We start from the raw sequence: 12771 nt of genomic DNA, 5'->3' as shown, positions 1-12771 counted from the left end.
TCGACGCCGTCCCACCGATCCGGGGCGTGGTCGGCAAACCACGCCGCCGGCCACGCCGCATCTACGCCGACCGCGGCTACGACCACGACAAGTACCGCCGCATGGTCCGAGCCCGCGGCATCACACCGGTCATCGCCCGCCGCGGCGTCGACCACGGCTCCGGCCTGGGCACAGTCCGCTGGCCAGTCGAACGCACCTTCGCCTGGCTCAAAGGCTTCCGACGACTCCGCGTCCGCACCGAACGCAGAGCCGACGTCCACCAAGCCATGCTCAGCCTTGCTTGCTCGATCATCTGCCTGCGCAAACTCATTCTGAACTGATCACTTAGCCGGGTTCGTCATGCTCGTCCTCTTCGGCGTGGGCGCAGTCGTGCTTGAGGACTACGGGGCGGAACTGGAAGCGCGCGGCACGCGGGTCGAGGGGGTCGTGCTCGCCGTGCAGGGTGGTGGGGCATGATCGCGCTCGCCATCGGGGCCGTGGCCGGGCTGGCCGCCGGGCCGATCCTGCTGTACCGCGGCTTCCGCCTCGCCCGCCGTCGTCGCGCGAACTGACTCACTCGGCGACGAGAGCACCGAGTGCGGGCCACGGCGGACCCTGGCGGAGCAAGGACAGGATGTCTCGGCCGTGCTGATGCCCGTCCGGGAACTCATCACGGATGTCCCAACGCCAGGCAGCGACCATCGCAAGCACCAGCCGCCGGCACTCCGCGAGCAGAACTTGATCGACATCCGGATAACGCGCGCTGACCTCCTCCGGCACATGCGCCACGTCAAACTCGACGGGGCCACGGCAACACGTCTCCAAGTCGATGAACAGCAGGCCGTCACGGGTGTTGAGGACGTTGCCAGGATGCGGTTCGCCGTGCAGCAGCTGCTCCGGAGCACCGCGACTGTGGATCCGTTCACGAGCGCTTTGCAGCGTGCCCAGGAGGAGATGCCGGTCGGCCTCCGTGAGCGCGGGGGTTTCGTTTCGGTGCGTGACCAACCGTTCAGCCTCTGCGACGCGGTCCAGGAAGTGCGGGGTTGCGATCTCGACGTTTCGCATGCCGGTGTGCAGGCGTTGGAGCGCCTCCGCGTATGCGCCCGGGAAGTCCGGATCAGGAGACACGACCTCGTAGTAAGTCCAGAAGGTCACCGCGAAGCCGTCGCGTTCATAGACCCGCGGCTCAACCTGGGGCTCCAGCGGTGTGACGGGGCACGCGGTTTCAACGAGTCGTAGAGCGAGTTCGACCTCGAGCGCGGCTACCTCTTGCCCCACCGGTGCTACGCGGGCGAAGACGCCACACGGCAACAGATGTAGGGCGAGCTTGTTCGAATTCTGAATAACTGCAGCGTGGTCGACCCGCAGATGCAGCTCTCCGGCCAGTGCTGTCGCCGCGGCCACCGCACGTGAAACGATCTCCGCCTCCACAACGTGGATCGTCGCACGTGCTCACTCATCCGCACGGGCAGGGTCTGTGGCACGGCGTGATCGGCCACTGTGGACCGTCAACCCCGCTGCGAGGCCCTGGTTCTGTTCAGCCGTGCACCGCGGACACCGCACCCGGCAGCGTCGCATGCGGCCGCAACACACGGTCAGCTCCCACAAGCCGCAACGGCCTGAGCACTGCCCGGTTCGCCGCCGTCGTCGCGAAAGGGATGCACAACTCGTCAGCGTATTGCTGGACGTCGAGCAGCAGAGTGACGCCGATCGAGCCGAGATGCGTGACGGCCTGCAGGTCGACGACAACTGCGCGCGGGCGACGGGCAACCAGGCCAATCAGCTCGTTCGCTATCGGATTGACCGTGGCCACGTCGACGTCTCCAGACATCTCCACCACCAACGCGCCGCCCTGTTGGTGCGTGCGCAACACACCATCGGCCGGCACACCACCGGATTCCGTACTCGTCATCATGCCCCCGTTCCGCAAGATGCCTACGTGTTGAACAACGACCGCGATCTCGTGCGGCAACGAGAATGAGCATCACTCGCACAAGTCAACGCCCACTCGGTACGCGGCGGTCGCGCTGAGGCTCCGTGTTAGCGTTCACACTCCAGTGTGATCAGGACCGGCACCACGTCCGTTCGGCGGTATCGGGCAGACCATCCGCTCTGACTCCGAGGCAGTGGCATGAACACCGACACGAAACGAAAAGCGATCCTTGCCGTCGTCGGAATCGTCCTGGCCGTCTCGGGCGCCGGAGCGGTCGTCCTCGTTTCGAGCGGAGACTCCTCCGAGCCGCCGGCCGCCGCCGATGTCACTGTGTCACGCCCACCAGGCACGACGATCACGTCGGCGCAGGTCTCCACGACGTCCACCACTCCAAGTACGGAACGACGATCCGTTCGAGCAGGCCTGCCGTACTCGGACGGCACGCTGCCCGAGGATCCGGCCGCCGATCCCGGACCGGACCCGGTGTTCGCCAACGACCCCGATCTGCGCCGCAACGACGGCTACCGCTATCAGGTCAGCAAACCCGGTGACCACCAACTGGCCGAGGGGACCCTGGCGTTCCAGTACGACGTCACCACCAACGCCCTCAAGGCCCGCCTGGCCGAACGCAAACCGGAACTTGCCAAGGCGACCGGGATCGCGCTGTACCTCACCGGCGGCACGGCGCTCTCCGACGGCGACCTCGCCGCGCTGCAGGGCGTTCACCGCGATCTCGGCTTGAGCAACCTCAGCCGGCTCCACGTGTACAACCTGCGCAGCATTCAGGGTGGACGGGAGTGCACCCCCGCCTCCGGGCTGCCGTGCGCGGGCCAGCAAGCCCGGGGCGGCAAATCCCCCTACCTCTGGCACAACGGCTGGTGGGACACCTGGGTCAAGCAGCTCGTCCTCGACGACCTGGACGCGGTGCCCGACGGTGCGTTCAGCAACCACAACTTCAGCGAGGTGCGCCTGCGCGGCGCCCGGTCGATCGGCGTCATGGCCTTCGGCCACGCCCCGTACGCCAAGCTGAGCGTCCTGTACCTGCCCAACGCCGGCACGATCGCCCACGACGCCTTCCGCCGCAACCAGTACCTCGTCAAGGTGAACTTGCCGAACGCCACCGAAGTCGACGACTTCGCGTTCGACGACGCCTCCCGTCTCCAGTACTTCACCGCGCCCGCGCTGCGACGGCTCGGTCGCAACGCGTTGAACGACAGCCACGAGCTGGTGTCGGTCAACCTGCCCAAGCTGGAGTACCTGGGCATCAACTGCTTCGACCTGAACAACAAGCTCATCGGGCTGCGCCTGCCCGCTCTCACCGAGATGGACAAGAACGCGGTCACGGGCTTCTCGAACCTGCGCTGGGTCCACGCCCCTCGGCTGACCACGGTCTGGCACAACGCCATCACCAACAACGCGAAGCTGACCACGGTGGTCATACCGGGCGTCACCCGGCTCGGGCCAGGCGCGGTCCGGGGCAATCCGGCCCTGGCCGCGGTCTACCTGGGCTCGACACCGCCGAGGCAGGAGGCCGACGTCTTCACCGGAAGCCAGAAGGCGACCGTCCACCACACCGGCGATCCTGCGGCGTGGGCGAACTTCAAGCCGTCTGGCGCCCCTGGGCTCGCGGTCCGGCCCGCACCCTGATCCAGGGACCAATCCCGCGTCGGACTCACAAACCCGCTCCAACCAAGTGCTCACCTGTTCGCAGCTGTCATCAACCATCGTGTCGTCTCGATGCGGGGCCCAGGAATGCGGGAGGAAAGGCACGTCCAACGTCTGCGTGTTCGTCGCGCCGGAGGCAGCCGGAGAGTTGAGCGACGCTGACGCAGTGGGTGTTCCGGGGCGAGCCGCTCGAACTCGCCTACGAGCACCCGTCCGGTGACGACGAGGAACGGTGGTGGGGCGTTTCCGATGAATCCGGAAACGCCCCACCACGAATCTACTTGGCCCTCTTGATGGCCGTCACGAGATCATCGAGCGTGTTCGGCTTGCCCCACGCAGGCGCGAAATCCTCGCGGTGGGCGATGCTGCTCACCATCGCTTTGTCATTCGCGCCCTGCATCCACAGGCCGTCGGTGAACGCGAAGTAGAGGGGAACGCCGTCCGGAATCCGATCCGGACGACTCACGGTTGCGTTCGGCGCGGGTTTCCAGTCGGTGATGTCGTCCAGGATGAGCACCGCCTGCGCCCTGGGGTTCGCTTTCGCCAGATCCCCGGTCGGGGTGGAGCGGCTCTTCGACACCTGGACGTACACGGTGCGGTCCTTGACCGCGTCCGCGGGACCGGACAGGACTTCTGCGACCGAGACCCGGAATGTGACGTGGGAACCCTGGGCCCGTTCGGTGCTCTGCTTGTCCGGGAAGGTGGTGGAAATGCCGTCGAACACTTCCTCGACGGTGCCGCGCACGATCAGGTCGCTGAGGTCGAGTGCCTGGCGCGGTGAAGCCAGGGGGTCGTAGTCCGCGTGGTAGTCGCGGCCCAGCTGGGCGGCGAAGGCCTCGGCCGAGCCGCCTTCCGGAGCGCCGGCGGACGGGTTGGTGGTGGTGCCGCACGCCGTCAGCAGGAGGCTGCCTGCCGCGATCACGGTCACGATGATGGATCGTCGCATGTCAGGCTCCTCTCAGTACTGGGCGTTGAGGTGGGCGATGTCGTGGGCGCTGTACCGGCGCCACTGCAGTGCGGTGCTGGGAACCTCGCCGGAGATCATGGCGCTGATCGTGTCGTGGCCGAGTCCGACGCTGTGCCCCAGTTCGTGCACGGATGTCTTGCGGCGGTCTTCCCAGTCGTTGTCGCCGATGTCGAGCTGCCCGTAGTCGAGCTTGACGTCGGACGAGTCGCACACCCCAGGACTGCTGTGCGAGAAGCAGGAACGTTCACCGCGCAAGGTGCCGGGCAGATCCTGTTGCCACCACCACACGTCGGTCGAGAAACTCGAACAACCGCCGAGATCGGAATCCGTCATGTCGGTGGTGAGGTCGAGGACCGACATCGCGTAAGTGGCTACGGTGCGGTCGGTGGTGAATCCGGAAGTGGTGCAGAAGGTGTGCAGCGAGCTGTCCGCCACCGCACTGTCGTAGTTGTTCGGAAATGGGTTGGCCTGGCTGACACCAGTGGTCACGAGCGACAGCGCCGCGCCCACCGGTAACAGCCAGAGTCTTCGGAGACGTCTCATTCGGAAATGACCTCCAGGATTGAGCGGTCGAAGCTCGCATCCATGAAGTCGTCGTCCAGACCGGCTACGTAACTGGACCGATCGGGTGACAACAACGAATGATCTCCGCAGACGAATTGTCAGCAGGTGACCTTGACGGTCGCGCTCGCCTGGAACGACACGTGCACGTGGTCCATGTGGTTGGCCGTGGGACTACCCCTGTCCTCCATCACCGACCAGCCACTGCCGTCGTTGTAGCGCTGGCGCCAGATCACGTAGGTGACGCCGAACGCCCGGCGGTTGGCCAGCACGTGGTCGGCCAGGGCGTTGCCGGTGGCGGTGCCGACCATGAAGTCCAGCGCCAGGCCGGCGGGATGGTCGCCGGAGCCGCCACGGCCGGCGGCGCCCCCGATGTCGTTGACGCCGAACTTGCTCGCGAGGTGGTGACCCACTTGCGCCACATGCGGTTTGACTCCGTCCAGGACGGTCGGACAGGGCGGCGCGGGCGGCGGTGTGGCGATCTTCGGCGGGGTCGTGGTCACCGGAGGCGCGGTCGTCGTCGTGGTCGTCGGAGGTTGCGAGGACGGCGGCGCGGTGGTCGAGGTCGTGACAGGCGGCAGGTCCTGGCTGACGGGGGTCGACGAGGCGGCCAGCTGGGCGGCCGCTCCGGTGGGATCGATCGGCTGGTCGGAAGTGCGGACGACCCAGAAGGTCACGACCAGACCCAGGGTGAGGGTGGCGGCGACTGCGATGGGCAGCTTCCGGCTGGGTGTCTGCTTCGTTCTATGTCGGCCCGGCATTCGGGAACACCTTGCGTCGGGGACGGGGCATGGTCACACGGCGGGCCATATTACGAAATGAACACGAGAACGTCACAGGCGAGTGTTCATGCCCACATCTCGGCTGGTGAGCGCGTCGCTACAGAAAGTGACCAAAGGGCTGAGATCAGCCGACTGAGGTGTAGCGGCCCTGGTGGCGGACGAGCGGCGTGGCCGGGTTCGCGTGGCAGGCGTGCTGGATCTCGACCGGTTCGCCGACGAGCCCGACGTGGTCGCCGACCGCGATCCGGCGAACAGCACGGCAGCGCAACCGGATCGGCGCGTCGAGCAGATGGGGCACGCCGTCGCTGTCCGGCGCCCACGCCGTGTCCGGCCCGAAGCGATCGGCGCCGGTGCGGGCGAACAGGTCTGCGAGCTCGGCCTGCTCGGCACCCAACAGGTGCACGGCGAACAACGGAGCCGTGCGCAGCACTGGCCACGCGGACGCGCGTTCGCCGATCCAGACCACGATCAGAGGTGGGTGCAGGCTCGCCGAGCCGAACGAGCTGACCGTCACTCCGACAGGCCCGCCCGCGCTCGCCGCGGTGACGATGGTGACCGCCTGCGGATGGCCGCGCAGCGCTGTGCGAAGTTGTTCGGACACCGTGCTCACGACACGAGCTCCGGCGCCGAGACGAGTGCGTTCAACGCACCGGCGTCGAGCCGCTCCACGAGGGCGCTGGTCAACTCCTCCGGCGTGCTCGCGAGTTCCGACTCGTTGAGAAAGATCCCTTGTCCTGCAACACGTCCACCCAGCTCCACGAGCAACGGCCGCAGGTGCAGCTCGACCGCGAGAGCGTGGCGGTCGGACGCGGCGACCTGCAACGGCACCACGATCTTGCCGCGCAACCAGCCCGCTGGTGCCTGATCCAGCACGGCCTTGAGCAGTCCCGTGTACGTCGCCTTGTACGTCGGCGTCGCGATGACGAGCACGTCGGCCTTTGCCAGCTCAGCGAGTGCCGCACGGACCTTCTCCGCCCCCGGCGCGAACACCTCCTGAGCGAGGTCCGCCGCGTCGACGAGCGGACCCGCGCCGGAGACACCGAGATTGAGCACCCGTCGCACGGCATCGCGCAGCGCGAGCGCGGCATGCCACGTGCGCGAGGCCGGGCGCGGATTTCCGACCAACACTCCGATCTGAGTCATGCAGCCAAGATCGGTGCGGCTGGACGTCTTCGTCAACGGTGTTCATCAGGTGGACACGCTTGTCCCTCGGCTACGCGTACGCCTCGAACTCGTAGATGCGGGCAACGTTCCCGCCGGACTGCGCACCCGTGACCACCGTGAGACGGATGTGCCTGGCGCTGTTGCCGATCGCGTGCTCGGTGGTACCGCTCGCGTTGCCGCGCACCGTCGTCACCGTGGTCCAGGTGCTGCCGTCGGCCGACACGGCCAGGTCGAAGTCCCTGGTGTTGAACGTCGCGGACTCACCGCCGGCGCCAGCGTGCTTGACCACCAGCTTCTTCAGCGCATGGCCGGAGCCGAGGTCGACCTGCAGCGACTTCGTCCCGGCCGTCGAGCACCACTTGTCGGTGGTGCCACCGGCGACGCTGCCGTTCACGGCCTTCGCGGCGCCTTCGTTCGCGTTGCAGGCGGCCGAACCCGTGGCGGGCTTGTTCAGTGCGAGGTTGTTGCCAGGAGGAGGACCGTCAGGGCCGGCGACGCTGTTGATCCACGTGTTCACGCTGCCCTGGAGTTCCGCGTAGTAGAAGCGCGCGGTGCCGCAGACAGCGGGACCACCGGACGTGTCACCACCGAGCCTCCAGTTGCCGGGTGTGCCCACCAGGAGCGGGCCTCCCGAGTCGCCGTAACAGGCGCTCTTGCCGTCCTTGTTGTCCAGGCAGATCACCCATTGCCCGGTGCCGCAGGCACTGTCGGGCAGCACGGGCACGTCGACCTGCCTGAGGTTGGTGGGCGTGCCGCCGCAACCGCCGCCGGGATTGCACGTCGTGGCGCCCCAGCCGAGCAGCCGCACCGTCGAACCGGGCGCGACGACCGGTGCGATGGAGATCGGCTGGTGTGTGACCGGCGCCGTCAACTCGACGAGCGAGGTGTCCGCGTTGCTGTGGTCCACCCAGCGCCTGACCCTGGCCACCGTGCCGCCGGAGTTGCGGTTGTTGCTGCCGATCCTGATCTGCACCCCGCTCGGGACCTCGCCGGCCATGCAGTGCTTGGCCGTCAGCACCCAGGTGGGCCGGATCAGGGCGCCGCCGCAGAAGTGACCGCCGGAGTTGCCCTGCATCGAGGCGATGAAGCCGTAGTTCTCGGTGGCATCGACGCCACCGATGATGGTCGGGGTCAACGGATCGGGCTGTTCCTGTGCTGTCGCCGGCACGACCGCCGATCCCGTCAGGATCAGGACGGCGGCCGCCGCCAGCATGCCCTTGACCAGTCCGCGCATGGGAACCTCACGTTCGATGGGTCGAAGGAGAATTCCCTGAAGGGTCCAACGGACGAAACGGCCGGATCTAAGTCCGAAACTTCGGTGCTGCGGATGGGCTAACCGCCCGCGGCGCTTCTGAATATGATGCGCCGCCGCCACGGCGATGGTCTGGACCTCTTGTCGCGCACCGCCGTAAGGTGGACCGGCGAGGAGCACGATGACCGGACCGTTTCATCTCGTGTTGCGCACCGCGATCCGCGAGCGCGGGCTGCCGCTCGACCGGTTGCGGTCGCGGCTGGCAGAGCGAGGGATCCAGATCGGGCTGGCCAGTCTCAGCGACTGGCAGCACGGCCGCGCGCGGCCCCAGCGGCCCAACTCGTTGCGCGCCGTCGCCGTGCTGGAGGAGATCCTCGGCCTGCCCCGCCACGCGTTGACGGGTCTGCTGGCCACTCACCACCTGACGCCGTTCCGGCCACAGCAGGGCGTGGACGAGTACCACGGCCCGATGGGCGAACTGCTCGACATGCTCCCCGGTGCGCGGGACTGGAATCTCGAGGTGATCACTTCCGAGCACGCGGTGACCGTGGACGCGCACCGCAGCCCGTCGCGCGTCACCGTCCGGAGCCTCGCCCGCGCCCGGCGGGACGACGTCGACAGAACTGTGGTGCGTTACTTCGGCGCACCGGGCTGTGCGATCGATCGTGTCCGCGTCGTGCCGGTGCGCAACTGTGCGGTCGGGCGACTGCTGCGCCACCGGGAAGGACGAGCGTTGGCCGCTGAACTGCTCTTCGGGCAACGGCTCCAGTCCGGCGAGACGTGGGTGTGGGAGTACGAGCTGCACGACGCCACGACCTCCGAGTCCGAAAGCGACTTCGCGCACGCTTTTCGCCGGCCGGAGGGCACCTGCCTGATGGAGGTGCGGTTTCATCCGGACGCGCTGCCTTCTCGGGTGCACGACTACTTCCGCACCGATCTGTACGTGGACCGGCATCGGGTGAAAGAACTGATGCTCAACGCCCATCACGCGGTGCACGTCGCGACAAGCGGCATGAACTCCGGTGTGGTCGGCATCAGCTGGGAGTGGCCGGACTGATCGTGACGGGGTGTCGCGTGTTCCACACCGCGCGTACCATCTGACGATGGCTCCGGCTGCACGACAGCCGGGTGTGAGAGGTTCGCGGGAGACAGCGAGACAGTGCGGCCCACCATCGGCATGATCACGGCAGGCCCGCTCATCGAGCTCGCCGGTGAGCAGTGGCAGGGCGTCAGCGACGGCGCCGCCGACAACGGCTGCGATCTCATCTGCTTCACGGGCACCGAGCTGGCCCACCCGGACCACCACAAACGGCAGGCGAACGCGGTCTACGACCTGATCGCGGCCGATCGGATCGACGCTCTCGTCATCTGGACGACGCGAATCAGCCAGCAGATCAGCGAGGCGGCGATGCGCGAGTTCGCCGGCCGCTACGCGCCGATCCCCATCGTCAGCGTCGAGGCACACCTGGCGGACTGGCCGACGGTGCTGATGGACAACCGTCGCGGCATGGACCAGGCTGTCAGCCACCTGATCGAGGTGCACGGCCATCGGCGGATCGGCTTCGTCCGCGGCCCGCTGGCACACGCCGGCGCCCAGGACCGCTACCAGGGCTACGTGGACGCGCTCACACGCCACGGCCTGCAGGTCGAGCCGGAGCTGGTGACCACGCCGGCACCGTCCTGGGACCCCGCCGCCGCGGCGGACGCGGTCGCCAAGATCCTCGACGGGGCCCCGGCACCGCCGGACGCCTTCGCCGCCGCCAACGACGAGTTCGCGCTGGGGGTCGTGACCGCCGTGCAGGAGGCGGGGCTGCGCACGCCGGAAGACGTTGCCGTCGTCGGGTACGACAACCACACGTGCATCCGCTCGAACGATCTCGGCTACCAGGCTTCGGCACGGCAGTCCTCGGGAGGCGTGCACCGCCGCGTCAACATCGACGCGGGAACGCCGGCTCTGACGACGGTGCGCGCCCCGTTCTACGAGATGGGACGCCGGGCCGCCGACCTCGCGAGCGCGTTGGTCCGCGGTGAGCCGGTGCCCGCTCTGGAGATCATTCCCACCGAGCTCGTCGTCCGTCGCTCGTGCGGCTGCATTCCCTCCGGAAACGGCGGCTCGGCCCCCGCGCACGGGAATCTCGACGTGCCGGAGCACGACACCGCCGAGGCCGTCGCCGCGAACCTGCGGCAGGGACTCGGTCCGAAGTCGGCCGTGCTACCGGACGGCTGGGCCGAACGCCTGACCGGCCTGTTCCTCGACGCCGGCCGGCCAGGAGGCAGCGGCGGTGACTTCCTCGAGTTGTTCGCGGAGCATCTCCGCGACAGCGCACGCGCCGGATGCGCGGCCCAGTCGTGGTGGGCGCCGTTGTTCTACCTGCGCCGGTTCGCACTCGAGCGCGGCACGGACGCGGGCGCGATCGAGGACCTGTGGCTGCGGGTGCAGCTGATGGTGTCCGACGTGGTCGAGCGGGAACGGACGTTCGAGCACCTCCTGCACGAACGGCAGGACCAAACCGTGCGCGAGGCCGGCCAGCGGCTGATCGTCTCGCGGGACGTCGCCGAGCTCACCGGCGCACTGGTGGCCGAACTCCCCAGGCTGGGCATCCCCGGCTGCCACGTGATGACGTACGAGTCGACCCGTGAGTGGTCGCGCCCGCTGATGTCGTACGAGAACGGTGAACTGCGGCAGGACCGCACGGCGCTGTCGTTCCGGTCCACGCGGCTCACGCCCCACCGGATCGACCGGCCGGAGCCGGGCAGCTTCGTGGCCGCCGCGCTCTTCGGACTCGAGGAGCAGCTGGGGTTCGTGCTGTTCGAGGTGGGCCCGATGCCGGGCTGGGTCTACGAAGCGATCCAGCAGCAGCTCGCCGGCGCGTTGCGCGGCATCAGGATGCTCGAGCGGGAACGGCAGGCCCTCGCCGAGGCCGAACAGGCCCGGCGATCGCTGGAGCTGGCCCACGCCGAGCTGGAGGACAGGGTGCGGGAGCGCACCGCGGCACTGGTCGACGAGATCGCCGAACGCGAGCGGCTGGAGACCAGGCTGCGGCACGCGCAGAAGATGGAGGCGATCGGCCGCCTCACCGGTGGCATCGCCCACGACTTCAACAACATCCTGACCGTCATCAACGGCAACAGCGAGGCGTTCTTGCGGCGCAGTTCTCCGGACGATCCACGGCGGCCGGAGATCGAGGACATCCGGCACGCCGGTGAGCGCGCGGCGAACCTGACCCACCAGCTGCTCGCGTTCACGCGCCAGCAGGTCCTGAACCCCGAGCGCGTGGACCTCAACGCGGCGATCACGAAGGTGCGCGCCATGCTGACCACCCTGATCGGTGAGGACGTGGAGCTGACCCTGGACCTGCCCGAACACGTGTCGCACGTCTGGGCGGACGCCGGACAGCTCGAGCAGATCCTGTTCAACCTGGCCGCGAACGCCCGTGACGCGATGCCGGACGGCGGCGTGCTCCGCGTCGGGACGGACGACGTGTTCCTCGACGCCTGCCACGCGGGCCGCATCGTCGGCGTGCGCCCCGGCCACTACGTCGCGCTCGTCGTGAGCGATACCGGCACCGGCATGGACGAGTCGGTCCAGGCTCAGATCTTCGAGCCGTACTTCACCACCAAACCCGCGGGCAAGGGCACCGGCCTCGGCCTGGCCACGGTGTTCGGCATCGTGCAGCAGAGCGGCGGCCAGATCCACCTGACGAGCTCGCCCGGCGCGGGCACGACGGTCTCCGTGTACCTGCCCCGAGCGCAGACGTCCACCGCACCGCTCCCCCGCGCCACACCCCGGAAATCACCTCACTCTGGCTCGGAAACCATCCTGCTGGTGGAGGACGACAGCCAGGTTCGCGCCGTGACGCGCCGCCTGCTGGAACGGTCCGGGTACGCGGTGATCGAGGCGCGCGACGGGCTGCATGCGCTGAAGCACGTCGACACCCACGACGACATCGATCTCATCGTGACCGATGTCGTGATGCCGAAGATGGGCGGACCCGAGCTCGCGGCCACGGTGCAGCGGATCCGGCCTGGTCTGGCTGTGCTGTACGTGTCCGGCTACACGACCGAGGAAAGGCTGGACGACGGGGCGGTCCTGCTCGCCAAGCCGTACGCGGAGGCCGACCTGCTGGAGCTGGTCCGCCGGCTGCTGGACCGAGGCTGCTGAGTTCTCCGGAGGTCCGTGGATCGCGGGCGCCGTCGGGTTCGTCCCCGACGGAAGCCTGCTGATCTCCACCGAATGCACACCGGGCCGGTGCAGGCGCTCGCGTTCGTGAGCGAGCACGAGCTCGTCTCCGGCGCCGATGACGCGCGGATCATCCGCTGCTCACTGTCTACTTCGGACACCGAGGCGCGGATCCGTGCGGAGACCGGTGCCGCTGTTCGTCCCCCGTGAGAGCTACCCGCAGATGTCCACTGCGCGGTGACGATTCCGGACCGCTGAATCCATAGCGTTCCCGGCAACAGCAACGGA

General features: G+C 68.1%; 13 protein-coding genes. 5 read left to right on the top strand and 8 right to left on the bottom strand.

Annotated features, from left to right (window positions below; translation table 11 throughout):
* A partial coding sequence (locus ABFX45_RS43580; RefSeq protein WP_346136994.1) for a transposase occupies positions 1-320 on the top strand: 320 nt, incomplete at its 5' end.
* A gap of 232 nt (positions 321-552) precedes the next feature.
* Here ABFX45_RS43580 and ABFX45_RS43575 read toward each other — a convergent pair.
* Together ABFX45_RS43575 and ABFX45_RS43570 are read right to left on the bottom strand one after the other, a co-directional pair.
* Positions 553-1410, bottom strand: coding sequence for a phosphotransferase family protein (locus tag ABFX45_RS43575; RefSeq protein ID WP_346136992.1), 858 nt, complete (start codon positions 1408-1410; stop codon positions 553-555).
* 106 nt (positions 1411-1516) lie between these two features.
* A complete protein-coding gene (locus ABFX45_RS43570; RefSeq protein WP_146231540.1) occupies positions 1517-1951 on the bottom strand; it encodes an STAS domain-containing protein in 435 nt (144 codons plus the stop codon).
* A 159-nt stretch (positions 1952-2110) separates the two neighbouring features.
* On the opposite strand from ABFX45_RS43570, the gene ABFX45_RS43565 reads away from it, so the two are divergent.
* Positions 2111-3559 carry a leucine-rich repeat protein gene (locus ABFX45_RS43565; protein WP_346136990.1) on the top strand — a complete coding sequence of 483 codons (1449 nt, stop codon included), beginning with the start codon at positions 2111-2113 and terminating at the stop codon, positions 3557-3559.
* 295 nt (positions 3560-3854) lie between these two features.
* Here the strand turns inward: ABFX45_RS43565 and ABFX45_RS43560 are convergent, their stop codons facing one another.
* The 6 genes from ABFX45_RS43560 to ABFX45_RS43535 all read right to left on the bottom strand — a co-directional run bounded on the left by ABFX45_RS43560 (position 3855) and on the right by ABFX45_RS43535 (position 8285).
* Positions 3855-4523 carry a hypothetical protein gene (locus ABFX45_RS43560; RefSeq protein WP_109636582.1) on the bottom strand — a complete coding sequence of 223 codons (669 nt, stop codon included), beginning with the start codon at positions 4521-4523 and terminating at the stop codon, positions 3855-3857.
* Between the two features lie 12 nt (positions 4524-4535).
* Positions 4536-5087, bottom strand: a complete 552-nt coding sequence (locus ABFX45_RS43555; protein ID WP_146771749.1) for a hypothetical protein — start codon at positions 5085-5087, stop codon at positions 4536-4538.
* Positions 5088-5206: 119 nt separating this feature from the next.
* The gene (locus tag ABFX45_RS43550; RefSeq protein ID WP_346136987.1) at positions 5207-5866 is read right to left on the bottom strand and encodes a VldE C-terminal domain-containing protein; all 660 of its coding nucleotides are present in this window, start codon (positions 5864-5866) and stop codon (positions 5207-5209) included.
* A 145-nt stretch (positions 5867-6011) separates the two neighbouring features.
* Complete coding sequence (locus ABFX45_RS43545) at positions 6012-6488, bottom strand: flavin reductase family protein (RefSeq protein ID WP_233442155.1); 477 nt, start codon at positions 6486-6488, stop codon at positions 6012-6014.
* Positions 6489-6493: 5 nt separating this feature from the next.
* Positions 6494-7030 (bottom strand): NADPH-dependent FMN reductase, encoded by a 537-nt coding sequence (locus ABFX45_RS43540; RefSeq protein WP_346136985.1) that lies wholly within the window; start codon positions 7028-7030, stop codon positions 6494-6496.
* A 70-nt stretch (positions 7031-7100) separates the two neighbouring features.
* Entirely contained in the window at positions 7101-8285 is a 1185-nt protein-coding gene (locus ABFX45_RS43535; RefSeq protein WP_346136983.1) for a trypsin-like serine protease, read from the bottom strand.
* A gap of 199 nt (positions 8286-8484) precedes the next feature.
* Between ABFX45_RS43535 and ABFX45_RS43530 the strand changes: the two genes are divergently transcribed.
* The 3 genes from ABFX45_RS43530 to ABFX45_RS43520 all read left to right on the top strand — a co-directional run bounded on the left by ABFX45_RS43530 (position 8485) and on the right by ABFX45_RS43520 (position 12693).
* Positions 8485-9360 (top strand): thiamine pyrophosphate-dependent enzyme, encoded by an 876-nt coding sequence (locus ABFX45_RS43530; RefSeq protein ID WP_346136981.1) that lies wholly within the window; start codon positions 8485-8487, stop codon positions 9358-9360.
* 102 nt (positions 9361-9462) lie between these two features.
* The gene (locus tag ABFX45_RS43525) at positions 9463-12465 is read left to right on the top strand and encodes a substrate-binding domain-containing protein (protein ID WP_346136979.1); all 3003 of its coding nucleotides are present in this window, start codon (positions 9463-9465) and stop codon (positions 12463-12465) included.
* Positions 12466-12537: 72 nt separating this feature from the next.
* Positions 12538-12693 carry a hypothetical protein gene (locus ABFX45_RS43520; protein ID WP_170154927.1) on the top strand — a complete coding sequence of 52 codons (156 nt, stop codon included), beginning with the start codon at positions 12538-12540 and terminating at the stop codon, positions 12691-12693.
* The last annotated feature ends 78 nt before the right edge of the window (positions 12694-12771 follow it).

The organism is Lentzea roselyniae (assembly GCF_039537795.1).
In the GTDB taxonomy this organism is placed as follows: domain Bacteria; phylum Actinomycetota; class Actinomycetes; order Mycobacteriales; family Pseudonocardiaceae; genus Lentzea; species Lentzea atacamensis.
Note: the sequence above shows the minus strand (reverse complement) of the source record. Positions and strands in the feature narration are given on the sequence as shown.